At 67.2% G+C, this 24,826-nt stretch carries 23 protein-coding genes and 1 tRNA gene; 9 read left to right on the top strand and 15 right to left on the bottom strand.

The window, feature by feature from the left end:
* Nucleotides 1-48: 48 nt before the first annotated feature.
* From POF53_RS08065 to POF53_RS08035, 7 genes are read right to left on the bottom strand one after another with little or no spacing between them, the layout of a single operon-like run.
* Nucleotides 49-1,017, bottom strand: a complete 969-nt coding sequence (locus POF53_RS08065; protein ID WP_232855896.1) for a Csu type fimbrial protein — start codon at nt 1,015-1,017, stop codon at nt 49-51.
* Nucleotides 1,014-3,356 (bottom strand): fimbria/pilus outer membrane usher protein, encoded by a 2,343-nt coding sequence (locus tag POF53_RS08060; protein WP_498967141.1) that lies wholly within the window; start codon nt 3,354-3,356, stop codon nt 1,014-1,016. The genes POF53_RS08065 and POF53_RS08060 overlap by 4 nt, the downstream gene beginning before the upstream one ends.
* A 59-nt stretch (nt 3,357-3,415) precedes the next feature.
* Nucleotides 3,416-4,195 carry a fimbrial biogenesis chaperone gene (locus POF53_RS08055; RefSeq protein WP_203647344.1) on the bottom strand — a complete coding sequence of 260 codons (780 nt, stop codon included), beginning with the start codon at nt 4,193-4,195 and terminating at the stop codon, nt 3,416-3,418.
* A 34-nt stretch (nt 4,196-4,229) separates the two neighbouring features.
* Nucleotides 4,230-4,733 carry a Csu type fimbrial protein gene (locus POF53_RS08050; RefSeq protein ID WP_186713543.1) on the bottom strand — a complete coding sequence of 168 codons (504 nt, stop codon included), beginning with the start codon at nt 4,731-4,733 and terminating at the stop codon, nt 4,230-4,232.
* A gap of 3 nt (nt 4,734-4,736) precedes the next feature.
* The gene (locus tag POF53_RS08045) at nt 4,737-5,270 is read right to left on the bottom strand and encodes a Csu type fimbrial protein (protein ID WP_232855895.1); all 534 of its coding nucleotides are present in this window, start codon (nt 5,268-5,270) and stop codon (nt 4,737-4,739) included.
* 17 nt (nt 5,271-5,287) lie between these two features.
* Nucleotides 5,288-5,836: a Csu type fimbrial protein gene (locus POF53_RS08040; protein WP_498967137.1), complete on the bottom strand. Its 549-nt coding sequence runs from the start codon at nt 5,834-5,836 to the stop codon at nt 5,288-5,290.
* 9 nt (nt 5,837-5,845) lie between these two features.
* Nucleotides 5,846-6,373 carry a Csu type fimbrial protein gene (locus POF53_RS08035; RefSeq protein WP_203647346.1) on the bottom strand — a complete coding sequence of 176 codons (528 nt, stop codon included), beginning with the start codon at nt 6,371-6,373 and terminating at the stop codon, nt 5,846-5,848.
* 402 nt (nt 6,374-6,775) lie between these two features.
* On the opposite strand from POF53_RS08035, the gene POF53_RS08030 reads away from it, so the two are divergent.
* Genes POF53_RS08030 through POF53_RS08020 form a run of 3 tightly spaced genes read left to right on the top strand, consistent with a single transcriptional unit; the run spans nt 6,776 to nt 11,896 of the window.
* Nucleotides 6,776-9,028 carry an ATP-binding protein gene (locus tag POF53_RS08030; RefSeq protein ID WP_232855894.1) on the top strand — a complete coding sequence of 751 codons (2,253 nt, stop codon included), beginning with the start codon at nt 6,776-6,778 and terminating at the stop codon, nt 9,026-9,028.
* 11 nt (nt 9,029-9,039) lie between these two features.
* Entirely contained in the window at nt 9,040-9,501 is a 462-nt protein-coding gene (locus tag POF53_RS08025) for a response regulator (protein WP_050705090.1), read from the top strand.
* Between the two features lie 10 nt (nt 9,502-9,511).
* Nucleotides 9,512-11,896 (top strand): hybrid sensor histidine kinase/response regulator, encoded by a 2,385-nt coding sequence (locus tag POF53_RS08020; protein WP_232855893.1) that lies wholly within the window; start codon nt 9,512-9,514, stop codon nt 11,894-11,896.
* 56 nt (nt 11,897-11,952) lie between these two features.
* Here POF53_RS08020 and POF53_RS08015 read toward each other — a convergent pair.
* A tRNA-Gln gene (locus POF53_RS08015) sits at nt 11,953-12,027 on the bottom strand.
* Between the two features lie 395 nt (nt 12,028-12,422).
* Between POF53_RS08015 and POF53_RS08010 the strand changes: the two genes are divergently transcribed.
* Entirely contained in the window at nt 12,423-12,665 is a 243-nt protein-coding gene (locus POF53_RS08010) for a hypothetical protein (RefSeq protein ID WP_050705088.1), read from the top strand.
* A 106-nt stretch (nt 12,666-12,771) separates the two neighbouring features.
* Entirely contained in the window at nt 12,772-13,842 is a 1,071-nt protein-coding gene (zapE, locus tag POF53_RS08005) for a cell division protein ZapE (RefSeq protein ID WP_232855892.1), read from the top strand.
* A gap of 127 nt (nt 13,843-13,969) precedes the next feature.
* Here zapE and POF53_RS08000 read toward each other — a convergent pair whose 3' ends face one another.
* On the bottom strand, nt 13,970-15,859 hold the full coding sequence (locus POF53_RS08000; protein WP_498967133.1) for a propionyl-CoA synthetase: 1,890 nt from the start codon (nt 15,857-15,859) through the stop codon (nt 13,970-13,972).
* Between the two features lie 153 nt (nt 15,860-16,012).
* Between POF53_RS08000 and POF53_RS07995 the strand changes: the two genes are divergently transcribed.
* Together POF53_RS07995 and POF53_RS07990 are read left to right on the top strand one after the other, a co-directional pair.
* Nucleotides 16,013-17,302, top strand: a complete 1,290-nt coding sequence (locus POF53_RS07995; protein WP_232855890.1) for a leucine-rich repeat-containing protein kinase family protein — start codon at nt 16,013-16,015, stop codon at nt 17,300-17,302.
* Nucleotides 17,303-17,363: 61 nt separating this feature from the next.
* A complete protein-coding gene (locus POF53_RS07990) occupies nt 17,364-18,230 on the top strand; it encodes a LysR family transcriptional regulator (protein ID WP_232855889.1) in 867 nt (288 codons plus the stop codon).
* Here the strand turns inward: POF53_RS07990 and POF53_RS07985 are convergent.
* From POF53_RS07985 to POF53_RS07965, 5 genes are all read right to left on the bottom strand, one after another.
* Nucleotides 18,204-19,361: an HPP family protein gene (locus POF53_RS07985; protein ID WP_232855888.1), complete on the bottom strand. Its 1,158-nt coding sequence runs from the start codon at nt 19,359-19,361 to the stop codon at nt 18,204-18,206. The two genes, POF53_RS07990 and POF53_RS07985, sit on opposite strands and share 27 nt — an antisense overlap.
* A gap of 362 nt (nt 19,362-19,723) precedes the next feature.
* The gene (locus POF53_RS07980; RefSeq protein WP_203647353.1) at nt 19,724-21,043 is read right to left on the bottom strand and encodes a sensor histidine kinase; all 1,320 of its coding nucleotides are present in this window, start codon (nt 21,041-21,043) and stop codon (nt 19,724-19,726) included.
* Complete coding sequence (locus POF53_RS07975; RefSeq protein WP_232855886.1) at nt 21,040-21,708, bottom strand: response regulator transcription factor; 669 nt, start codon at nt 21,706-21,708, stop codon at nt 21,040-21,042. The genes POF53_RS07980 and POF53_RS07975 overlap by 4 nt, the downstream gene beginning before the upstream one ends.
* Nucleotides 21,709-22,023, bottom strand: coding sequence for a PepSY domain-containing protein (locus tag POF53_RS07970; RefSeq protein ID WP_203647354.1), 315 nt, complete (start codon nt 22,021-22,023; stop codon nt 21,709-21,711).
* Entirely contained in the window at nt 22,023-22,328 is a 306-nt protein-coding gene (locus POF53_RS07965; protein ID WP_234562621.1) for a PepSY domain-containing protein, read from the bottom strand. The genes POF53_RS07970 and POF53_RS07965 overlap by 1 nt, the downstream gene beginning before the upstream one ends.
* A gap of 313 nt (nt 22,329-22,641) precedes the next feature.
* On the opposite strand from POF53_RS07965, the gene POF53_RS07960 reads away from it, so the two are divergent.
* Entirely contained in the window at nt 22,642-23,721 is a 1,080-nt protein-coding gene (locus POF53_RS07960) for a patatin-like phospholipase domain-containing protein (protein ID WP_232855884.1), read from the top strand.
* 53 nt (nt 23,722-23,774) lie between these two features.
* Complete coding sequence (queD, locus tag POF53_RS07955; protein WP_011533154.1) at nt 23,775-24,131, top strand: 6-carboxytetrahydropterin synthase QueD; 357 nt, start codon at nt 23,775-23,777, stop codon at nt 24,129-24,131.
* Between the two features lie 60 nt (nt 24,132-24,191).
* Here the strand turns inward: queD and POF53_RS07950 are convergent, their stop codons facing one another.
* A complete protein-coding gene (locus POF53_RS07950; protein ID WP_203647356.1) occupies nt 24,192-24,671 on the bottom strand; it encodes a DUF1289 domain-containing protein in 480 nt (159 codons plus the stop codon).
* Nucleotides 24,672-24,826 lie beyond the last annotated feature (155 nt).

Genomic DNA, 24,826 nt, shown 5'->3' with positions numbered 1-24,826 from the left:
ACAAGGCCGCTCCTACACAGGGGGGGGGCGCACGGCAAGTTGCATCACTCAGAACTGCACATCCAGAATCACACTGTCGGTATAGGTCGCCGCCGGTGGCGTGGCCTGGTCGGTGTACACCTTGGCGTTGTAGTTGAACACCTGGCTCCCGGTCCCGGTCCCCGCTCCGGGGTTCACCTCGGCATCGCTGCTCGAGCGCCGCGCCGCACCCACCGAGCCCCAGCGCACCACGCCGGCGCTCTTGAAGATATCGTAGGCCAGGTAGTTGTTGGCGCTGGACTTCATCCGCCGCCGTCCGCTCAAGACATTCTGCCCGTCATCCAGCCCCACCGTGTAGTTGCTGCCCTTGGTGCACGACACGCTCACGCTCTGGTTCACCGTGCCGAACCCGGCCACCACCGGCGCGCTGGCGAAGCTGATGTTGGGCGTGGTGATCTGGCAGTCGTTGGTCACCGTAAGGCTGACCAGCAGGGTCTGGTTACCGCTGCCGATGTCACGCCCCAGGCAAATGTTGCCGATACCGATACCCGAGCAGTAGTTCCAGCTCCAGGCGATGTTCAGGGTTTCCTGGTACAGGCCGGCGGCGACGTTGGCGCCGACCACGGTCTTCAGGTACAGCGGCACGGTCTTGGGCGTGGTGCCGTTGAGCAGGCCGAGGGCGTCGATGATGCCGTTGCGGGCAAAGTCGAACTGCACGCCCCGGCTGATCGGGTAACTGGTGGTGTTGTTGGCGTAGATCGTATAGGGGATCACATCGCCGGTCGGCCCCACCAGGCCGCTGCTGGAAGAGGTGATGGTGGCGTAGAAATGGTCGCTGCTGACCAGCAACGACAACAGCGAACCGGTGCATTGCAGGCCAGCGTTGGTGCTCGAAGCGCTCTGCACCGTGGTGCGCACCAGCGTCGAGTTGACCGATCCGAACGCCGCCGGCGCGGTGGCCACCGCCGAGCACAACGCCCAGGCCGGCCCTGGCAACAGCAGCAGCCCCGCCAGGCACCCCCTGGCCAGCCAGTTCATCGGCACACCAGCGGGCCGATCAGCGGAATCGGGCCCTGCCCTTCAGGCAGGTCAAACGCCACCTGGCACTGCCCGCCATCAGCCTTGTCCACCTGCAGGCGATTGTGCGCTGACAGGTTCTCCAGATAGACCAGCCCATCCCACCCCACCACCGCCTCGCCGCCGCTCTCCTGGTGGTGCACCCGGCTGCCCAGCTTGAGCTCCTGCTGGTCAGCATCGACCAGCACCAGGCTCGCCGCCAGCACACGCTGGAGCGGGAACTCCAGCAAGTAGCCACTGCCACGACGCACCGCCACGCGCTGCTCCACCTGCGGCGCCAGCACATCGGCGGGCAGGTCCATCGGGTCGATCTCGTATTTGCCGCGGTAGTAGCCGCTGCTGTACGGCACCAACAGGTGGCCGTTGCGGTCGGTGCGGCCGATCTGCTGGTTCTCGTAGCGCACCGGCACGTCGGCGTAGCCGCTGGTGCTGACCACAACGAAGGCGTCGTCGATGCGGTTGGCGGCGAACAAACCTGCGTCCATCAGCACCAGCGAGCCACTGGCATCGGCCCAACGGGTCATCTCGCCGCTACTGCCGTAGGCGCCCACCTGCAACTGCACCGACTGCAGGCGCCAGGTCAGGTCGGCCTGGCGGTAGTCATCGCGATTGCCGCCGGTGGCGTAGCCCAGGTTGTAGCCCACCCCGCCGCCCACCGGCACCGCCTGGCTGTAGTTGACCCGCTGCAGGTCCTGGCCGTCCTTGCTGCGCTCGGCGCTGAAGGCCAGGGTGCCACGCAGGTCGAAGGGGATCACCAGCTGCGCCTGCACCGCCCACTGGCTGTCACCGACCTCGCGGTTAGCCGACAGGTACAGGCTGCTGTTGCGCCACAGCGGCTTGCTCCAGCTCAGGTTGATCAGCCGCGTGCGCGTGCCGTCGCCGGCGCGCACGTCGAAGTAGCCGGCGCCGAGGCTGCCGTAGCGGTCCAGGTTGAGGCTCAGGGTGGCCTGCTCGCTGCGCTGGCTCAGGCGGGTGAAGGGGCTGTCGACCAGCGACAGGTCGGCGTAGTCGCCGTGGCGCTGCACGCGCTGGTAGTTGAAGCCGATGCGCCGGCTGTTGTACTGGTAGCCCAGCGCCACCTGCTGCCCTGTATCGCCTTCGAAACGGCTCTGGGTCAGCGCCGCGTTGAGCACGCCGAAGGTACCCAGGCGCAGGTTGCCGCCCAGGCCGCCGAGCATCATCGACTCGGCGCTTTCGGCATGGGTTTCCAGGGTGAAGTAGTCGGACACCCCGTGGCGCAAGGTCACCGAGGCCACGCCCGGGCCATAGGCGAAATCACGCACGGCATAGTCGCGGCGCAGGCTGCCGGCGGCCACCGAGAAGTCCGACAGCCCCTTGGCCAGCAGGCTGCTGGTGACGTAGAACGGCAAGGTGGTCGACACCTGCCGGCCGAGGGCGTCGGTGGTCACCACCACGGCCTCGCCGGCGCCGTTGATGAACGGCACGTTGGTCAGTGTGTAGGGGCCCGGCTGCAGTTCGGTGCTGCTGCTCTTGTAGCCGTTGATGAACAGGTCCAGCGAGGTCGGCACGGCGGCTTCGCCGGCAAAGGCCGGCAGCGGATAGGTGACCAGGTCGGGACGGGCGCCGAAGTCGCGGGACAGTTGCAGGCCGCCCACGCGCACCGAGGTGGTCCAGGGCAGCGCGCCGGTCACCAGGTCGCCCGCCTCATAGGTGAGCAGGCGCTGCTCGTCGGTGTAGCGGAAGGTGGTGTCGTAGCGCAGGAAGCCCTGGCGACCCTGGGCCTGGGCGCCGTTGAACGACTGGCGCCACTGCCCGGTGGTGGAGAAGGTGCCCCAGTCGTCGAACAGGCGCAGCTCGTTCCAGGCGGCCAGGTAGCTGCCGCCCTCGTCGGTGTCGTTGAGGTAGGCATCGTAGTTGAGCAAGGCGCCGAAGCTGCTGCGGGCGTCGCTGGCCGGGTACAGGTTGCGCTCGCCGACCTGCTGGTCGGGCAGCCAGGCCGGCGGCACCTGCAGCAGCAGGCGCTGGTTCTGGCTGTCGTAGTCGCTGTGCAGGCCGGGGATCTCGTCCAGGGCCACTTCGCCCTGGGGCTCGCCCGGCAGCCTGACGCCCGCCTCGCGCAACACCTCGCTGGCCAGATACAGGCGCCCGGCGCGCTGCTGCACCGGCACCAGCTCAGCCTTGGCCACCTGGTTCACCAGCAGGTCGAGGTACAGCGTGGCGTCGGCGATGGCGGCATGTTCCGAGGGCGGCGGCGGCAGGTCGTCGGCCACGCCCAGGCCGGGCCCCAGCACCGCCAGGCCCAGCCACAACCGGTGCGTTGCCACCCGCACCCAGCTCACACACGATTTCCAACCATTACCGGGTCCTCCCTGGCCCCTGTGATCCGTTCAAGCGCGGCTCATTGCCCCTGTTTGATGGCCTGGGCCACCTCCTGGCCGTTGACCCGTCCCTTGAGCACGCTGGCCGCACCCGGCGTGGCCGGTGCCGGCCAACGCATGCTGGCGCCGGGCAGCACGTAGCCAAGCAACCCCTCGACCAGCGGCCGGTCCTGGCCGGCCTGCTGCAGCACCACATCGGTCAGCCGCGCATGCACCGGCCCCGTGTTGCGCAGCTCGACATAGGGCTTGCCCTGCACGCTCACCGCGCGCCAGCTCAACTGCGGCTTGCCCACGCCCTCGGCGCTGCGCCTGCCTTCCGGGTCGGGCTTGCCCCACAGCCCCTCGCCGTAGACGAACAGCGGCACTGAGTAGCGCATCTGCAGGCGGATCGCCGCCTTCGGCCCTTCGCTGGCGGCATCGGCCGGCAGCGGCGAAGGGATCTCGTCGATGATGATGCGGTAGGCCTGCTCCTGGCCTGCGGGCGAGCTGCCGGTGCGGGTCAGGCGGATCAGTTGCTTCTGCCCCGGCGCGATAGTGGCCACCGGCGGGCTGCCGATGATCTCGCGCTGGGCCTGGAACTGCTCCTGGTACTCGCCCTGGCGCCAGGCGAACACCCGCACCTGCAGGCTGGTCGGCGCCGAGCCGCGGTTTTCCAGCCACAGCGCGCCGGCCTTCTGGTCGGCCTCCAGCACCGGGTCGATCGGCCAGATCAGCACCGAAGTGGCCGCGAAGGCCGATGCGCAGCTGGCCAACAGCAGCAGCCCGATGATCCCACGCGCCCGTTTCGCGCCTGCCCCCATGCCCCTCTCCTTCTCGGTTATTCGCGGCGGCCTGTCACCAGGTCACCGTCACTTGCACGACATCGGTATAGGTCCCGGCCGGCAGGGTGCCGGTCAGGGTGGTACGGCCATAGACCGGCAGCTTGATCGCCGTCGGGTCGCTGTAGCTCACCGCCACGCTGCTGCCGATGCCCAGGCTCTGGCTGAACGCGGCGTCGCGGTACAGCTGGTAGGCCAGCAACTGCGTGCCCCCCGAACGCTTGAGGTTGCGCGTGCCGCTGGCGCTGTTCTGGCCGCCGTCCAGGCTCATGCTCAGGGCCACGCCGGGGGTGCACTGGAAGGTCACCGTGCTGCCGCCGAGCGAGGTGCTCAGGGTGGCGGTGGACAGCGCCGAGCTGGTGCCGTAGTCGAGCACGCCATAGGCCGTCACACCGCCGACCACCAGGCAGCCGGCGACGATCTGCGCCGTCACCTGGAAGGTGCTGGTGGTGACCGCATGGGCACCCTGGGTCAGCGCCAGGCACAGCCCGACGGCCAGCAGCCGCGCCGTGCCCGGCATGGCTCAGAAACTCAGCTCGACCGCCACCGTGTCGGTGTACACCCCGGCCGGCAGGCCGGCCTTGCCGCGGGCCTGGCCGTACAGGTTGACAGTCTGCGCCACGCCGGTGCTGGTCGGCAGGGTGATGGTGCCGTCGATCGCCAGCAGCTGAGTGTGCCCGGCGTCGGTGTAGAAGTCGTAGGGCACGAAATTGCCCGCGCCATCGGCCAGGGCCCGGGTCCCGCCGGCGGACTGCGAGTCATGGGTACCGGCACGCACCTTGATCGTCGGCACCGTGCCTGCCGAGCAGAGAATGCTCATGGCCCCGCCACCGCCGCCGAGCACCTGGCCATTGGCGGTGGTGAACAGCGAGTCCTGGGTGCCGAAGTTGAGGCTGCCGAAGTTCAGCCCCGAGGTGCCGCCGCTGCCGTTGACCTGGCAGGCGGCGGTCAGCGTCAGGGTCGAGCTGATGGTGCCGGTCACGGTGGCGGCCTGGGCCTGGGCGACCAGGGCCAGGCCAAGGGCGGCGAGGATGCAGCGGGTGAGGTGCTTGGGCATCGGAATCTCCTTGCGTGTTACCAGTCCAGGGTCACCCTGAGGGTGTCGCGATACAGCCCGGCGGGCAGCGCGCGCGGTTGCGCGACCACCACGCCATAGATGGGCACGGGCACCTGCTGGGTGCCGCTTATGGTGAAGGTACGGGCCTGGCCGATGCCGTAGCGGCTGTTGCCGCCGGGGTCGATGGCCAGTTGATAGGGAATGAGCTCGCGGCCGTTGCTCAGGCGGCGCACGCCGTCGTTGCCGTTCTGCCCGCCGTTGATGCGCACGCTGAAGGCGCGCACCTGCGGCGAGCAGCTGATCTGCAGGCTGCCCTCGCCGCCGGCTTCGTCGACCCGGCTGGTCAGCGGCTGGTCCCAGGTCGGCCCGCGGGCACCGAAGTCCATCAGGCCCGGGTTGCCCAGGGTGGCCGGTTGCGGGTCGCTGCTGATCTGGCAGGCGGCGCTGATCACCAGCCGTGCCTGGATGAAGCCGGTTGTGGTGCCGTGGGCCGCGCCACTGGGCAGCAGCAGCGGGCCGAGGGTCAGCAGCAGGATCGAACCACGGTGCAACGCGTCCATGAGCATGCAGCCTCCTTACCAGGTGACCGTGACTTTGAGCAAGTCGGCGTACAGCCCGGCGCGGGGCGCCCAGGCCAGCGTGTCGATCCGTGCGTAGAGGGGCAGCTCCACCGAGCCGCTGTCCGGCACCCGCGCCGATTGCGCCACGTCCACCGCCAGCGGCTGGCGCCAGGCGGCGTCACGGTAAAGGCGGTAGGGAATCGGCCGGGCCTGGGCATCGGGGCTGGCGAGGTAGCGCACTTCGCCGACGCCGCCGTGCTGGCCGCCATCGACACGCACCTGGTACGGGGTGTCCGGGTTGCATTCCAGGCGCGGCGGGCGCTGGGCGAGCAGCACGCCACTGGCCGGCGCGCCCGGGCCGTCCAGGCGCGCCACGCTGCCCAGGTCGATGCGCCCCAGTGCCTGCGGGCCGGCGTCGCGCTGCTGGTTGACCAGCATGCAGCCGCGCTGCACGCGCACCTGCACTTCAACGAGAAAATCCGCTGCCATGGCGTTGCCACTCAACCACAGGCCCAACAGCATGGCCACTAAGCGCTCCGTCACCGGTCGATCCTTGTGCGTATGGGTTGAGCTTGAGCGTAGCAGCGCGATTGGATCCGGGCCGGGGTGGGCCTACCCCTCTTTGGCATTAATGAAAAGGGCTGGGTGGAGGGGTTGTCGAAAGGCCGTGGGTTGCCATGGTGTTCGCCGGGAGTGTTTTGGCGCCTGTGAGACCGAGCGCCGCCCGCGCGGCGCTCGATCTCGAGAGCGCTGCAAACCTGTCGCCAGGCACCCGGCAACCACATCCGCAGGAAAATTTCCCACCCCAGCCACGAAACCCTGGCGCCCATCACCTTTCAAATAACCAGACCCCGGCAAAGCGGCCGCCATTCTGATACCGTTCACCAACAATATCCTGTGCATACGCATGGCCCATGCGTGGACGGACCCTAACAGGAGAGTCCCGTGACGACCGACCCGACCTCACTCGACCAGGCAATCGAGCGCTGTGCCCAGGAACCGATCCAGGTTCCGGGCAGCATTCAGCCCCAGGGTTTCCTGCTGGTGCTGGACGAGACCGACCTGCGCGTGCTCCAGGCCAGCGAGAATGCCGAGCGCTGGCTGGGTGTACCGGCCCGCGCCCTGGCCGGCCAGGCCTTCGCCGAACTGGTCGGCGAAGGCTTCGATCTGCGCCTACAGCTGGCGAACCTGCCCGATGATGAAATCTTCCCGTTCCACATCGGCGATGCGCACCTGCACCACGGCGCGCCCTGGCCCACCGCGCTACGGGTGCTGGCCCACCGTCACGACCAGGTGCTGATCCTCGAGTTCGAGCCTCTGCGCAACCCGCCGGGCAACACCGGCAAGGACGACTACTACCCCCTGGTCCGCGCCTTCGTCAGCACCCTGCACCAGGCCACCCGGATCGACGAGCTGTTGCAGCAGTCGGTGCGGCAGATCAAGCGCATCACCGGCTTCGGCCGGGTCAAGGCCTACCGCTTCGACAGCGAGGGCACCGGCACGGTCCTGGCCGAGGACGCCGACCCTGGCTACCCCAGCTACCTGGGGCTGTGCTTCCCGGCCTCGGACATACCGCGCCAGGCCCGCGAGCTGTACCGGATCAACCGTATCCGGGTGATCGAGGACGCCAACTACCAGCCCTCGCCGCTGGTGCCGGCCGCCAACCCGCGCACCGGCAAGGCCCTGGACATGAGCTTCGCCGCGCTGCGCAGCGTCTCGCCAGTGCACCTGCAGTACATGCGCAACATGGGCACCCTGGCCTCGATGTCGCTGTCCATCGTGGTCAACGACCGGCTCTGGGGGCTGGTCTCCTGCCACCACGAGCAACCGCGCCCGGTGGACTTCAAGACCCGCACCGCCTGCGAGCTGCTGGCCAACGTGCTGTCGCTGCAGATCGAGGCCATCGAGTCGCACGACAGCACCCGCCAGCTCCTCGACCTGCGCCAGCGCATCGTGCGCATGCTCGCCGCGATGGCCGATCACGACAGCGTCAGTGACGGCCTGCTGGCCCTGCCCGAGGTGATGCTGCAGTTCGCCGGGGCCACCGGTGCGGCGATCATCAGCGCCGAACGCTGCGACCTGATCGGCGCAACGCCGCCGGCGGCGCAGGTCAACGCCCTGGCGCACTGGCTGGCGTGGCGCGGCGGCGACGCGGTGTTCCATACCGACAACGTGCGGCGCGATATCGATGAGCTGCCGGAACTGGCCCGGCATGCCGCCGGCGTGCTGGCGGTGGCGATCTCGCAGATCCATTCGCATTATCTGCTGTGGTTCCGCCCCGAGCAGGCCCATACGGTGAACTGGGCCGGCCGCCCGGAGAAGACCGTGGCCCCCCAAGGCAACCTCAACCCGCGGCACAGCTTCGAACGCTGGCAGGAGGAAGTGCGCGGCTTCAGCGCGCCCTGGGATCCGCTGATCATCGAAGGCGTGCAGGAGCTGCGCGGCGCGGTGCTCGGCATCGTCCTGCGCAAGGCCGAGGAAATGGCGCAGCTGGCCGGCGAGCTGAGACGCTCGAACAAGGAACTCGAAGCGTTCTCCTACAGTGTGTCCCATGACCTGCGCGCGCCGTTGCGGCACATCGCCGGCTACAGCGAGCTGCTCGGCGAGACCGAGGGCGCGCAGCTGTCCGAACGCGGCAAGCGCTTCCTCGGCCATATCGAGGATGCCGCGCAGTTCGCCGGCACCCTGGTGGACAACCTGCTGAACTTCTCGCAGATGGGTCGCTCGGCGCTGCGCCTGTCCGATGTCGACCTCAACACCCTGATCGATGCCATTCGCGCCGAGATGGCCCCGGACTACGCCGGCCGCGCCATCGTCTGGGAAATCGCCGAGCTGCCCAAGGTGATCGCCGACCCGGCCTTCATCAACATGGTCTTGCACAACCTGATCGCCAACGCCATCAAGTACACCCGTGGCCGCGACCCGGCGCGCATCGAGATCGGTGCCGTGCGCCACCGGCACGAGATCGAGTTCCATGTGCGCGACAATGGCGTAGGCTTTGACATGGCCTACGCCGACAAGCTGTTCGGGGTGTTCCAGCGCCTGCACCGCATGGAAGAATTCGAGGGCACCGGCATCGGCCTGGCCAGCGTACGGCGGATCATCGAGCGCCACGATGGCCGGGTCTGGGCCGAGGGACACATCGACCAGGGCGCCAGTTTCCACTTCACCCTACCCCTCCACCCCACGTCTGCCTGAGGCCGGACATCATGCTCAAACCCATCCTGCTGGTCGAAGACAATCCCAGAGACCTCGAACTGACCCTTCTCGCCCTGGAGCGCAGCCAACTGGCCAACGAGGTCATCGTCGTGCGCGATGGCGCCGACGCGCTGGACTACCTGTTGCGACGCAACGCCTATGCCGAACGCGATGATGGCAACCCGGCGGTGATGCTGCTCGACCTCAAGCTGCCCAAGGTCGATGGCCTGGAAGTACTCAAGGTGGTGCGCGACACCGCCGAGTTGCGCAGCATCCCCATCGTCATGCTGACCTCCTCGCGGGAAGGCCCTGACCTGCGCCGGGCCTATGAGCTGGGGGTCAACGCCTACGTGGTCAAGCCGGTGGAGTTCAAGGAGTTCGTCACCGCGATCTCCGACCTCGGCATGTTCTGGGCGGTGCTCAACGAACCACCACCCGGTTCGTTGCGCCTGAACCGACGCGGCAGCAATTGAGGCGAGCACGATGCAGCACACCCCGCTGAAGCTGTTGATGGTCGAAGACAGCGCCATGGATGCCGAGCTGATCCTGGTGCGCCTGGAGCGCAGCGGGTTGCAGGTGCAATCGCGGCTGGTGTTCGACCATGTCGGTGCCGAGCATGCCCTGCGCGAAGCCTCCTACGATTTGATCCTGTGCGACTGCGTGCTACCGGGCTCCTCCGGCGCCGACGTGCTGGCCACCGCGCAGCGCCTGGCCCCGCACGTTCCGTTCATCTTCCTCTCGGGCATCTACGGCGAGGAGCACGCGGTGGAGATGATCCGCCTCGGCGCCACCGACTACGTACTGAAGAAGAACCTGCCGCTGCTGCCCAAGGCGGTGCGTCGGGCACTCACCGAAGTGCAGGAACGCCAGCGCCGGCGCCGCGCCGAAGAGGCCCTGGCCCAGGCCGAGGCCCGCGCGCGCATCGCCATCGACGCCGCCGGCATGGGCACCTGGGACTACCATCCGCAGGACGGGCAGATGGTCTGGGACGATCGCTGCAAGATGCTGTTCGGGCTGCCCGGCGACACCCGGATGAGCCTCGAGGTGTTCTACGCCGGCATCCATCCCGACGACCTGCCGCGCGTGCGCGACGCGGTGGAGCAGGCCATGCGCGCGGACAGCGACGGCCACTACCGCGCCGAATTCCGCATCGCCCAGACCGGCGCGCTGGAGCCACGCTGGCTGCTGTCCACCGGCCAGACCCAGTTCGTCGACGGCCTGTGCGTGCGTTTTTCCGGCGTGTTGCAGGACATCCACCAGCAGCGCCAGGCCACCCAGGCGCTGGAACAGCTCAACGAAATGCTCGGCGAGCGGGTCGAGCGCCGCACCCGCGAGCGTGACCGCGCCTGGGAGCTGTCCCAGGATCTGCTGGCAGTGCTCAACAAGGACCTGACTCCCGTGGCGTTGAACCCGGCCTGGGAGACGGCGCTGGGCTTCCCTCGCGAGCGCCTGGCGCAGATCTCGCTGCTGCATCTGCTGCCGGAGGCCGACCAGGAAAGCTTGCTCACCGAACTGGCCGCGCTGTCCCAGGGGCGCACCAGCGCCCGCTTCGTCGGCCGTATCCTGCATGCCGAAGGCCAGCAACGCTGGCTGTCATGGGTGGTGGTGCCGGACGACAACCTGCTGCACGTAGTCGCCCGCGACATCTCCAGCGAGCGCGAGGCGGTGCTGGACCTGGCCGAGGCCAACGAGCGCCTGCGCGAGCAGATTGCCGAGCGTGAACGCATCGAGGCCGCGCTGCAGCAGATGCAGCGCCTGGAAGCGGTCGGCCAGCTCACCGCCGGGGTGGCGCACGACTTCAACAACCTGCTGACGGTGATTCTCACCGGCGCCAGCTTCCTGCAGAGCGACCTGGACAAGGGCTTGCTGGACAAGGCCCACAAACGCCTGCAGCACATCCGCGAGGCGGGCGAGCGCGGGGCCAAGCTGACCGCTCAGCTATTGGCGTTCTCCCGCAAGCAGCGGCTGGAGCCGGTGCCGCTGAACCTCAACCGCACGCTCTCGGGGCTGGAGGAACTGCTGCGCCGCACCCTGGGCGGCAGCATCTCGGTACGCCTGGAGCTGGACAGCGGCCTGTGGCAGGCCCTGACCGACCCGACCCAGACCGAGATGATCATCCTCAACCTGGCGATCAACGCTCGCGACGCGATGCCCGAGGGAGGCCAACTGACGTTGGCCACACGTAACACCCGGGTCAGCACTCGTGCGCAGCGCCCGGAAGAACCGGAGCCCGGTGACTATGTGGTGCTGAGCATCCGCGACAGCGGCTGCGGCATGAGCGAGGACGTGCTGGCCAAGGCGTTCGAGCCCTTCTTCACCACCAAGGACATCGGCAAGGGCTCGGGCCTGGGGCTGGCCCAGGTGTTCGGCTTCGCCAAGCAGTCCGGCGGCGGCGTGCGCATCGACACGACGCCGGGCCGCGGGACCCTGGTCAGTGTCTACCTGCCAGCGGTGAAGGCCCGCGCCGATGCCTTGACGACAGGTCAGGATGAACTGCGTCCGCCGTCCGGCCAGGGCACGGACCGGCGCATCCTGCTGGTGGACGACGACCACCTGGTGCGCGAGATGATCGGCGACCTGCTGCGCCGCCAAGGCTATGAGGTGCAGCAGGCGCATGACGGCAAGCAGGCCATGGCGCTGCTCGACGAGCGCATCGACCTGCTGCTCACCGACTTCGCCATGCCCGAGTTCAATGGTGCCCAGTTGGCCCTGGCGGCCCGCGAGCGCTACCCACGGCTGCCCGTGGTGTTCCTCACTGGCTACGCGCAGTTGCAAGGGCTGGAGTTGCCGGGGTGCCAGGTGCTGCAGAAACCGGTGCAAGAACACGCCCTCGCCCAAGCATTGGCCGAGCTGCTGGAAAACCGGTAGGCAGAAACGAAAAAATCGCCGAAAGGCGATTTAAGGAGAAGGTATAGCTTGAAAAATGGCAGGGGCGGCTGGATTCGAACCAACGCATGGCAGGATCAAAACCTGCTGCCTTACCGCTTGGCGACGCCCCTGTATCGGATCTGGCGAGTGACTGACTCACTGCCTCACTGACAACCCCCTTGCAGCGCCGTGTGTTGCTGCTTGGGAATGGCCGGCACTTTAACAACCTTTTTTCGAGGTGGAAAGCTTTTTTTTGAAAAAAACGCAGAAAAACAGCAGGTTAGTTGTACCAGCCCGAATTTGTGGGGTTTCTGCCGGCCCTCTCGCGGGGCAAGCCCGCTCCCACGCAGACGATGCTCTGCGCAATGATTTCCCAAAGGCAAAGTGTTCTGGCGTGGGAGCGGGCTTGCCCCGCGATAGTCTCCACGACAACCATTCGTCGCAATTCCCCCTCCTTGCCTCAACACAATCGCATTCCTCCCTTCCAACCAGATAGACCCCATCGGCGCATCACAAGGAGGACGCCATGCCTGTTTCCCACGACCTCTACCAGGACCTGCACTACCCCCGCGAGATCGTCCAGCAGCGACGCCAGCACGACCCGCAGCTCGACCGTCTGCTCGACGAGTACATGGACATCGACAACCAGGTGCTGGCTGCCGAGTCGATCTCGGCCGGCAACTTCCAGGACGACGACCTGCGCCATCTCAAGGAGCGCCGCCTGGCGATCAAGTACATGATCGAGCGACAGCTGGAGCACAAGGCCTGACCTATCGCATTTCACGATCATTGCCCGACAGATTCTCGATTGGTCAAAATGCCCGGCGTCGCGCAAGCTGCGCTCTGCCCCAGATCCGCCCCGAGGAGCCTGTCACTTGTCCACCTGGATTCCCGCGCCCTTGCGCCTGCTCGGCCAACGTTTGCGTCACGAGCCACCTGCGCACAGCGCCCTTGCGAACTACTTCCAGGACCGCGCGACCGAACGCGGCTACACCCTGAGTGACGGGCAACGACAGGTGATCGCAGCGATGGCCACGCAGTTGGCCGCGCTCGCGACGGGCCAGGCACGCAGCCTGTACCTGCACGGTGCGGTCGGACGTGGCAAGAGCTGGCTGCTCGATGGCTTCTTCCAGGCCGTGCCGACGGCGGCCAAGCGTCGCTTGCACTTCCATGACTTCTTCGCCCGTCTGCACCAGGGGATGCATCGCCATCGGGCGCTGGACGATGCCCTGGAGGCGACCCTCGACGAACTGCTGGGGGATTGCCGGGTATTGTGTTTCGACGAGTTCCACGTCCACGACATCGGCGACGCCATGCTGCTCACCCGGTTGTTCGATGCCCTGTTCGCCCGTGGCGTGTTCCTGCTGGTCACCTCCAACTACGCCCCCGAGGGGTTGCTGCCCAACCCGCTGTACCACCAGCGCTTCCTGCCGGTGATCCGCCTGATCACCAGCCGCATGCAGGTGGTGGAAGTGAACGGTGACACGGATTTTCGCAGCCTGCCGGCCAACCATGAGCATCAGCGGTTTACCCAGGGGCATTATGTCTGGCCGGGCGACGCGCAGCAGCGCGTGCGCTTGCGGCTACCCGCGTCGCAGCCACTGCAACTGGAGGTCAACCAGCGCCCGTTGCGCGCCTTGGCCAGCGAGGGACGCCAGGTCGTATTCAGTTTTCACGACCTGTGCGAGCAGCCCACCGCGGTGATCGACTACCTGGCCCTGGCCGAACGCTATGACCACTGGATCATCGTGGGCCTGGACGACCTGGCCGAATGCTCGCTGGCGGCGCAGCAGCGCTTCGTCAACCTGGTGGATGTGCTGTATGACCAGGATCGCCAGGTGACGGTGATCGGCAAGCGGCCGCTGGAACAGAGCCTGGGCGGGTCGCTTGCCGACCTGATGCGTACCCGCAGCCGGTTGGGGCAGTTGCATCAGGTGGGGGCCTAAGCACCAGCCTTTTCAAGGGCGCCCGGCTTGGAGTTGCCAGGGCTGCTTTGCAGCCTTTCGCGGCACAAGGCCGCTCCTACAGAGGATTGCACTCCCCCTGTAGGAGCGGACTTGCCCCGCGATGACTTCAACCTGCCCTGGGCAGGTCCGCCAGCACGCCTTCAATTTCAGCCAGCACCGCCGGATCATCCAGTGTCGAGGGCGGCACATAGTCCTGCCCATCGGCGATCTTGCGCAGCACCGCCCGCAGGATCTTGCCCGAGCGGGTCTTGGGCAGGCGCTTGACCAGGCGCACCCGGTTGAAGCATGCCAGCGCACCAATCTGTTCCCGCACGCTGGCCACCAGCTCGCCCTGCAACTGCGCCTCGCCAATGCCCTGGCCGTCCTTGAGCACCACCAGCGCCAACGGCACCTGGCCCTTGATCTCGTCGTGCACGCCGATCACCGCGCATTCGGCCACCGCCGGATGACGCGCCACCAGGTCCTCCATTTCACCGGTCGACAACCGATGCCCGGAGACGTTGATCACGTCATCGGTGCGCCCCATGATGTAGACGAAGCCGTCCTCGTCGAGATAGCCGCCGTCGCCGGTGTGGTAATAGCCCGGATAGCTGTGCAGGTAGGCCTGCAGGTAGCGCTCGTGATCGCCCCACAGCGTCTGGCTGCAGCCCGGCGGCAACGGCAGGGTGATGACGATGGCGCCCTGCTGGTTGGGGCCCAACGGCTTGCCGTCGTCGTCCAGCACTTGCACGTGGTAGCCCGGCACCGCGCGGTTGCTCGACCCCGGCCGCGCCGCGCTGCCTTCAAGGCCAACACAGGGCGCGGTCACCGGCCAGCCGGTCTCGGTCTGCCACCAGTGGTCATGTACCGCCTTGCCGCTGACCCGCTCGAGCCATTCATGAGTACTGGAGTCGAGCTTCTCCCCGGCCAGGAACAGCTGGCGCAGCGAGCCCAGGTCGTGGCGGCGGATCAGCTCACCGTCCGGGTCTTCCTTGCGGATCGCGCGCATGGCGGTGGGCGCGCAGAACAAGCCGTTGACCTTGTACTGCTCCACCACCCGCCAGTAGGCCGAGGCATCCGGGGTGCGGATCGGCTTGCCCTCGTAGAACACCGTGGTGCAGCCGCTCATCAGCGGCCCGTAGACAATCAGCGAATGGCCGACCACCCAGCCCACATCGGAAATGCCCCACCACACATCGCCCGCCTGCATGCCGTAGACATGGCGCATGGCGTAGCACAGGGCGACCGCGTTGCCGCCGTTCTCGCGCACGATGCCCTTGGGTTTGCCGGTGGTGCCGGAGGTGTACATGATGTACAGCGGGTCACCCGCGTCCAGCGCCACCGGTGCCATCGGCTCGGCGCCGACCAGCGCATGCTGCCAGTCCAGGTCGCGCCCGGCCTGCAACTCGGCGCGCACCTGCGGGCGTTGCAGCACCAGCACATGCCGCGGCTGATGACGGGCCAGCTGCAGGGCGCGGTCGACCAGGGGCTTGTATTCGATCACCCGGTCGAACTCCATCCCGCACGAGGCCGTGAGCAGCAGCGCCGGCCGGGCATCGTCGATGCGCAGGGCCAGTTCGTTGGCGGCAAAGCCGCCGAACACCACCGAATGCACCGCGCCGATGCGGGCGCAGGCGAGCATGGCCATGGCCGCCTGGGGCACCATCGGCATATAGATGATCACCCCGTCGCCCTTGCCCACGCCCAATGAGCGCAACAAGCCGGCCAGGCGCGCGACTTCGTCACGTAGCTGGTTATAAGTGAAGGCCTGCTGTACGCCGGTCACGGGCGAATCGTAGATCAGCGCCAGTTGTTCGCCGCGGCCCTGCTCGATCTGGTGGTCGAGGGCCAGGTGGCAGCTGTTGAGGCGGCCGTCGGCGAACCAGCGGTGGGTGCCGTCGGTGTTCTGCTGCAGGATCTGGGTCGGCTTGCGCTGCCAGGCCAGCTGCTCGGCCTGGGCTTGCCAGAAGTCGGCGGGATCGGAAATGGAATGGGCGTAGCTGTGCTGATAGGTCATTGGTTCGCAACCCGGTACTTGTTGTTATTGAAGGGCGAACCTTGAGTATGGACCGGGGTGACGGCGCCGCCATCGGACTTAAGTCGCAACCCATATGCAGATTTGCCGCACCCGAGCGCTTACAATGCTCGCCCCCGAACACAGAACAGTCCCATGCATACCCTCGACGACCTGCGCGCCGGCCGCCTGCGCGGCATCACCCGCCTGAACCTCTGCCAGGAGCTGACCGATTTCCCCCGGGAGATCTTCGACCTGGCCGACAGCCTCGAGGTACTCGACCTCACCGGCAACAGGCTGAGTGACCTGCCCGCGGACCTGCACCGCCTGACCCGGCTCAAGGTGCTGTTCTGCTCCAATAACCGGTTTACCCACCTGCCCCACGCCATCGGCCGTTGCCAGGCACTCGAGACCGCAGGTTTCAGGAGCAACCGCATCACCCGGGTCGACGCCCAGGCGCTGCCACCCGCGCTGCGTTCGCTGGTGCTCACCGACAACGCGCTGGAACAACTGCCCGAAGCCCTGGGCGACTGTGCTCAGCTGCAGAAACTGATGCTCGCCGGCAATTGCCTGCGCGCCCTGCCGCAAAGCCTGGCGCGCTGCGAGCGACTGGAGCTGCTGCGCGTCGCCAGCAACCGCCTGCAAGCCCTGCCCGACTGGTTGCTGCGCATGCCACGCCTGGCCTGGCTGGCGTATGCCGACAACCCGCTGCCGCCGGGCCTGGTCGCCCCCGCCACGGACGGGCACTGCCCGGTGCTGCATTGGCAGGACATCGACCTTGAAGAAGAACTCGGTCGTGGCGCCTCCGGAGTGATTCACCGTGCCCGCCTGCGCGACCAGGATGCCCCGGTGGCGGTCAAGCTGTACAAGGGCGCGATCACCAGCGATGGCTCGCCACTGGCAGAAATGAGCGCCTGCATTGCCGCCGGTGACCACCCGCAGCTGGTGCGCCTGGCCGGACGCATCGACGACCACCCGCAACAACTGCCGGCCCTGGTGATGCAACTGATCGACGCGCACTGGTCGAACCTGGCCGGTCCGCCCAGCCTCGAAAGCTGCACCCGCGACCGCTACCCGGACAACCGCCGCCTGACCTTGCCCGCCCTGCGCCGCCTGACCGGCGGCATCGCCTCGGTCTGCGCCCACCTGCATGAGCGTGGCTTGAGCCATGGCGATCTCTATGCCCACAACATCCTGTTCGACGACGATGGCCAGTGCCTGCTGGGTGATTTCGGCGCCGCCTCGTTCCATCCGCAGGATGGCGGGGCCCAGGCCCAGGCGCTCGAACGCCTGGAGGTGCGCGCCTTCGGCATCCTGCTGGAGGAACTGCTGCAGCAGTGCGCCGAGCAGGAGCACGCGTTGCAGGCACTGGCGCTGCGCTGCCAACAGGCTGATGTGATGGCACGCCCGTCCTTCGCCAGCCTGGTGGCGCAATTACCCGGTTAAGCGCCCCACAACGGTGCAAAGCCTCTAGAATAGGGCACCCCTTCAGCCACAGAAGCGCCCCATGGACATCGATCAGGCCCGCACCTTCCTGGAAATCGTCCGCTGCGGCAGCCTGGTTGCCGCCGCCGAGCGCCTGTTCGTGTCGCAGACCGCGATCAGCGCCCGGGTCCAACGCCTGGAGCAGCAACTGGGCTGCCAGCTGTTCGTGCGCAGCCGCAATGGCGCCAGCCTCACCAGCGACGGCGAGGCGTTCGTCAGCTATGCCAACCAGCTGGTGCAAACCTGGGAAGCGGCGCGCCGCGACCTGCCGCTGCCCCAGGGCTGCCAGCAGGTGCTGCACGTGGGCGCCGAAGTGAGCCTGGGCAACCCGATGCTGCTCGACTGGGTCAGCGCCCTGCACCGGGAGCTGCCCAGCCACGCCATCCGCTGCGAGGTCAGCGACGGTGAATCGCTGCTGCGCAAGGTGGAGATGGGCCTGCTAGACGCCGCGCTGGTCTACCAGCCAACCTATGGACCGGGCCTGCAGGTCGAGCAGTTGATGGAAGAGAAGCTGATCCGCGTGCGTCGGGTCGATGCGCCCGAACCGTATGTCTACATCGACTGGGGCGAGGCTTTCCGCCGCCAGCACGATGCCGCCCTGCCCGACCTGTCACGCCCGGCCCTGAGCTTCAACCTCGGGCCGCTGGCCCTGCAGTTCATCCTCGACCGCGGCGGCAGCGGCTATTTCCGCACGCGGGTGGTGCAGGCCTACCTGCAGAGCGGCGTGTTCGAGCGCGTGCCCCAGGCGCCGGAATTTACCTACCCGACCTTCCTGGTACACGCCCGCGAACGCGACAGCGAGGCTTTGCAGCAGGCCTTCAGCGTGTTGCGTCGGCTGGTGGCCGCTGGCGAAAGCGACTGGTCACAGCGCTGGGACCCGGTGATCTGAGCCCGGCGCGGCGGCGCTGAGCAGGTGTCGCTTGAGGCCGGCGATCAGGTCGGTCTGGGTGATCACTCCCACCAGGCGCTCGCCGTCGAGCACCGGCAGACAGTGCAAGCCTTGTTCACCGAGCAACGGCAGCAAGCGTTCTAGGGGCTGCTCGCCGTCGACACTGACCACCCGGCGGCTCATTACCTGCTCCAGGCGCACGGGCTGGCGACGGAACAGGCCGCGCCAGCTGAACCGCCCACGGGCCATTGCCGCGCCGATCAGATCGCTGAGGCTGACGATTCCAACCAGGCGGCCGTGCTCCAGCACCGGCAGGGTCTTCAGATGGTGGCTGGCGAGCATTTTCCAGGCCTGTTCCAAGGTGGTGGCTGGCGTCGCGGTCTGCACGTCGCGGGACATCACCGAGCGCGCGGTGATACCGCCCAGGCTGCGCTGCAAGGCATGCTGCTCGGTGGCCAGGATGATGCGCTCCAGCTCGTCGCGGGTGACGTCGACGAACTCGCCGATCTCTGCCAGGGCCTGGTCCAGGTCTTCGCCCCGGATACCGACCCGCTCGCCCGGCAGGGGATCGTGAGTATGGTGCGGGTCCTTGCGCGGCACCGCGCCCTTGGGGTAACGCACCCCGGTCAGGCGGTTGTACAGCACCGCCACGCCCACCAGCACCAGCGCATTGAGCAGCACCGGTTCGAGCAGGTGGTCGCCCATGGCCACCAGGCCCGGATCGGCCAGTACCGCGCTCACCGCCACGCCGCCACCGGGCGGGTGCAGGCAGCGCAGCAGGCACATCACCAGGATCGCCACAGCCAGCGCCGCCGCCGCGACCCACAGACCGTCGCCAAATCCGTGACGCATCGCCAGGCCCACCACGCCGGCCAGGGCGTAGCTGCCCAGCACCGGCCAGGGCTGGGCCAGGGGCCCGGAGTGCACGGCGAATACCAGTACCGCCGAGGCCGCCAGCGGGCCGAGCAGGTGCAGGGCGATGGATGGGCCGTAGGCCAGGCTGCACAGATAGCCGGCGAGAAACAGGCCCAGCAGCGCGCCGACGCCGGCGCGCAGCCACTCTTTCTTGGGAATGTTCAGGGGCGCCGGAAGCAGGCGCTGAAAGCGGGATTGGGGACGCGAGGCAGACATCGAGGTATTCGGATCGTGTTCTTGTGCGGAAAAAGAAAGCCCAGCGCGACCGGCCTGGGCCCTGTGTTGCGCAATGCAGTGGCGCAAGGGGCTCCGTCCATGGAGAGATGGAAACCGCAGGGTTTCGTGGGGAGGGATTGTGCCGGGTGTGGGCAATGGCGGGCCAATTCAAAAAACTGCGGCTGAACTGCAATTTTTTTGCAGGGTTGATCCGAGTTTTGCAATCCCCTGTAGGAGCGGCCTTGTGCCGCGAAAGGGGCGCGTAGCGGCCCCACGATCTCTACATCATGCAAAATCGTCGGGGCTGCTGCGCAGCCCTTTCGCGGCACAAGGCCGCTCCTACAGGGGGTTGTGCACGCCGATCAACGTCCTTTTCGCGGCAGTTCGATACTGACCCGCAGCCCGCCCTGTGGGCTTTCCAGCAGCGCGATGCGCCCGCCCCAGGCCTCGACGATATCGCGCACGATACCCAGCCCCAGGCCATGGCCATCGACCTGCTCGTCCAGCCGCGAGCCGCGCTCGAGCACCTGCAGGCGCTGCGCCTCAGGGATGCCCGGACCATCGTCGTCCACCCACAGCCGGTAACCCTCGGCGGTCGGCGCGATGCCCAGGCGCACCTCGCTGTCGGCCCATTTGCAGGCGTTGTCCAGCAGGTTGCCGAGCAGTTCCAGCAGGTCCTCGCGGTCCCAGGGCAGCAACAGGCCGGACGGTACATCGCGCTCAAGCAGCAGGCCCTCGCCATGGATCATGCCCAGCGTCGCCAGCAGCCCTGGCAACTCGGCATCACAGTCGAACTGCGCGCCCGGCAGCGCGTCACCGGCCAGGCGTGCGCGATTGAGCTCGCGGGCCAGGCGCTGCTGTATCTGCTCCAGTTGCTCGCGCATCTGCGCACGCACCTCGGGCAGCGCCTGCAGGCGCTCGCTGGCGGCCAGGCTGAGCAGCACCGCCAAGGGTGTCTTCAAGGCATGACCGAGGTTGCCCAGTGCATTGCGCGAGCGCCGCAGGCTGTCCTCGGTATGGGCCAGCAGATGGTTGATCTGGTCCACCAAGGGTTGCAGCTCGCTGGGCACCTCGGCGTCCAGTTGCGAACGCTGGCCCTGCTGCAGCTGGGCGATCTGCTGACGCGCCCGTTCCAGCGGGCGCAGCGAGCGGGTCACGGTGATGCGCTGCAGCACCAGCACCAGCAGCAACGCCACCAGGCCCAGGCCCAGGCCGATCTGCTGCATGTGCCGGAAGCCCTCGCGCACCGGCGAATAGTCCTGGGCCACGCTGATCGAGATGTCCTGCCCCAGGCGTCGGTAATCGCCGCGATAGGCCAGCAGTTGCTGGCCCTCGGGCCCCAGCTCGTGGCCGTCATCCAGCCCGGGCTTGCCGGGCTTGGGCATGTCCAGGTCCCACAGCGAACGCGAGCGCCAGGTACCCTGGTCGAAATCGATGCGGAAGTAGTAGCCCGAGAACGGCTGCTGGTAGGCCGCCGACAGCCGTCGCTCGTCCAGTTGCAAGCCGGACGGGCCGCGCACCAGCGCCACCAGCAGGTTCTCGCTCTCCTTGCGCAGGCCCGCTTCCAGGTAGCGCTGCAGACCGGCCTCGAACAGCCACAGGGTCAACTGCGCCAGGGCCAGCCCCACCACCACCAGTACCGCTACCAGGCCCAGGCTCAGGCGCGCCTGGATCGACTTCACGCGGCGCTCCCGGCGTACACGTAGCCCTGGCCGCGACGGGTCTCGATCACGCTGCGGCCGAGTTTGCGCCGCAGGTGATTGACGTGCACTTCCAGCACGTTGGAGTCGCGCTCGGTTTCACCGTCATACAGGTGCTCGGCCAGGTGGCTCTTGGACAACACCTGCCCCGGGTGCAGCATGAAGTAGCGCAGCAGGCGGAACTCGGCCGCGGTGAGCTGGACATCGATACCCTCGCGGCTCACGCACTGGCGCGATTCGTCCAGGTGCAGGCCGGCCGCTTCCAGCTTCGGCTGGTTGGCCAGCCCCTTGGCCCGGCGCAGCAAGGCCTGGATACGCAGTTGCAGCTCCTCGGGGTGGAAGGGCTTGCTCAGGTAATCGTCGGCGCCGGCCTTGAGCCCCTCGATCCGCTCAGCCCAGGAACCGCGAGCGGTAAGGATCAGCACCGGGGTGGCCAGGCTGGCCGCGCGCCACTGCGCCAGTACCTCGAGCCCCGGCAAGCCGGGCAGGCCGAGGTCGAGGATGATCAGGTCGTAGGGTTCGCTCTGGCCCTGGTACACCGCGTCGCGGCCATCGGCCAGCCAGTCCACGGCGTAGCCCTGGCGTTGCAGGGCGGCGGTCAGTTCGTCGGCCAGGGGGACATTGTCCTCGACAAGCAGCAGGCGCATTCAGTCGTCTTCCTCGTCTTTGAGCAACTCGCCGGTGCGGGCGTCGAGCTTGATCTCGCGCACCACGCCGGCCGGGGTCAGCAGTTCGACCTCGTACTCGTAGCGCTCGTGCTTCTCTTCCAGCTCCGCCTCCAGCAGCCGCGCCCCGGGGTAACGCCCCAGGGCGGACTCGAGCAGTTGCTCCAGCGGCAGGATGATGCCCTTTTGCCGAAGGGCCAGGGCTTCATCCTGATCCAGGTCGCGCGCGGCGGCCAGCGAGCAGACGGTCATCAATGCGAAGGCAAGATAGCGCGTCGTTCGCGGTAGATCGCCCATCAGTTGTCCCGGGCGTCCCGCAGCACTTCACCAGTCTTGGCATCGACGTCCACGTCCCACTCGGCGTTCTGCGCATCACGCAGCTCGACCTTGAGCACGTAGCGGCCATAGGTGTTTTCCAGCTCGGAATCGGTGATGGTGGCGCCCGGGTGCTTGGCCTTGGCGATGTCTGCGATTTTTTGCAGCGACTGAACGGTACCGGCCTTTTCCAGGCCACTGATCTCGTGAGCCGGCACATCGGCCAGGGCAACGCTGGCGCCAAACGTCAGGGCAGCGGCAGTAACAAGGGCAGTCAAAGTTTTCATGAGGTTCTCTCCAGCGAGATATGTAATTTGTCTACGGGGTTAAGATTAACCACCGGTCCTTAACTCAACCTGAAAACAGCTGGCCGCATGATAGCGCAGCTCATATGAGCCCGTACGCTGTCCCTTTGTAGGAGCGGCCTTGTGCCGCGAAAGGGCTGCAAAGCAGCCCCGGGATTTCAGCGTTGATGCAAAGATCGCCGGGGCTGCTTTGCAGCCCTTTCGCGGCACAAGGCCGCTCCTACAGAGGGGGATGTGTACGTCCAGCCCAGCGATACACTCTATACTGCCCGCCTGCCCCACCCGAGACCCCGCCATGAGCGCCATCCACATCAAGTACCCCGCCCTGACCTTCAAGGCCGGCCAGCGTGCCCTGCGGCAGATCCGCGAGCGCGGCCTGCGGGCCGAAGATGTCGGTGTGCTGCCGGGCGCCGCCGGCGGCCCCAAGCCGCTGGGGATCCAGGGCCTGGACCTGGCGCTGTTCGGTGAGTGGCTGCCCAGCGCGCCGCGCCAGCGTGCGCTGATCGGCGCCTCGATCGGTGCCTGGCGCTTCGCCAGCGCCTGCCTCGACGACCCGGTCGCCGGCATCCGCCGCCTGGGCGAGCTGTACACCGAGCAGGACTTCGCCAAGGGCGTGACGCCGAAAGCGATCAGCCAGAGCTGCCAGCGCATGCTCGACGACCTGCTGCAGGGCCGCGACGGGCAGGTCCTGGCCAACCCGCACTACCGCCTGAACATCCTGGTGGTGAAGAGCCATGGCCAGCTCGCCCACGACCACCGCGGCCGCCTGGGCATGGGCCTGTCCTCGGTGATCGCCAGCAACCTGCTGGGGCGCGCGCGCCTGGGCCGGCATTTCGAGCGGGTCATCCTCCACGACCAACGCGCCGCGCCGCCACTGGAGCCACTGACCGACTTCCCGTCGCGCAGCCTGCCGCTGGACCTGGCCAACCTGCGCCACGCCCTGCTCGCCTCGGGCTCGATCCCCATGGTCATGGAAGGCGTGCGCGACATCCCCGGCGCCGGGGCCGGCACCTACCGCGACGGCGGCCTGCTCGACTATCACCTGGACCTGCCCTACCAGGGCGACGACCTGGTGCTCTACCCGCACTTCACCGACAAAGTGGTGCCCGGCTGGTTCGACAAGGCCCTGCCCTGGCGCAAGGGCGACGCCACGCGCCTGCAGAACGTGCTGCTGATGACCCCGTCGCCGCAGTACCTGGCCGCCCTGCCCTACGGCAAGCTGCCGGACCGCAACGACTTCAAGCGTTTCATGGGTGATGCGCCGGGCCGCAGGCGCTACTGGTACCAGGCCATGGCCGAAAGCCGGCGCCTGGGCGACGAGCTGCTGGAACTGATCGCCACCGAGCGGTTGCAGGATCGGTTGCAAGCCTTGTAGCGGGCATGCTGGTAGACTGCGCGCATCGTTGATTCACACAGAGTTATGCCAGCGTGGAAATCTTTAAGGAATTTACCTTCGAATCGGCTCACCGCCTGCCCAACGTCCCTGCCGGCCACAAGTGTGGTCGCCTGCATGGCCACTCGTTCAAGGTCGCCCTGCACCTGACCGGCCCGCTCGATCCGCACACCGGCTGGATCCGCGATTTCTCGGAGATCAAGGCGATCTTCAAGCCGATCTACGAGCAACTGGACCACAACTACCTGAACGATATTCCCGGCCTGGAAAACCCCACCAGTGAAGTGATCGCCAAGTGGATCTGGGAGCAGGTCAAGCCGCTGCTGCCGGAGTTGTCGAAGGTGCGCATCCATGAGACCTGCACCAGCGGGTGCGAGTACACCGGTGACTGATCTGCACCGGCCTTTTCGCGGGTAAACCCGCGAAGAGGCCAGCACTATCACCCCAGAGCTTCAGTCCTGCCCGCGATCCAGGGCATCACGCAGAAAGCTCGGCGCGATATAGCGCTGGTAATGCGCCTCCGACAACAGAAAGAATTCCCGGTCGATGGCATCGCGCAACTGCGGCAGGTCCCAGTCGCGGAACTCCGGCAACAGCGCCATCCCGTACGCCTCCAGGTCACGAATCATCCGCGCCCCACGGGCGATCAGCTGATACGCCCAGCAATACTCCGACTGCTGCGCCACGAAACGGATCGAGCGCTGCTCCAGCTGCTGGCGCAGCAGCTCTTTGTCGAACACTTCCAGCTTGGCCATCATCACCTGCACCAGCAGTTGCTCCAGGCGCAGCCACACGGCGCGCTTCTGCTCGTCGTCGTAGCCGTTCCAGTGGATCACTTCGTGGTGAAAGCGCTTGCAGCCGCGGCACACCAGGTCGCCGTAGACCGTGGAGCACAGGCCGACGCAAGGGGTCTTGATGGATTGGTTGGACATGTAGAAACAACGGCTTGGCGGTGGAACACCGGTTCATGTTAGCCCTTTGTCTAACCAGGGTCACCCGTTAAAGTCATCTTCGCCGCCTTACTTTCGGCTTATTTTTGCCGTAGAATCACTCCGCCTTTTCAAGGCAACAATGTCCGTTGGAAGCT

The sequence above is a fragment of the Mitsuaria sp. RG genome, from assembly GCF_028369275.1.
In the GTDB taxonomy this organism is placed as follows: Bacteria; Pseudomonadota; Gammaproteobacteria; order Pseudomonadales; family Pseudomonadaceae; genus Aquipseudomonas; species Aquipseudomonas peradeniyensis.
The sequence above is the reverse complement of the archived record's forward strand: the minus strand, read 5'-3'. Positions and strand labels throughout refer to the sequence as shown.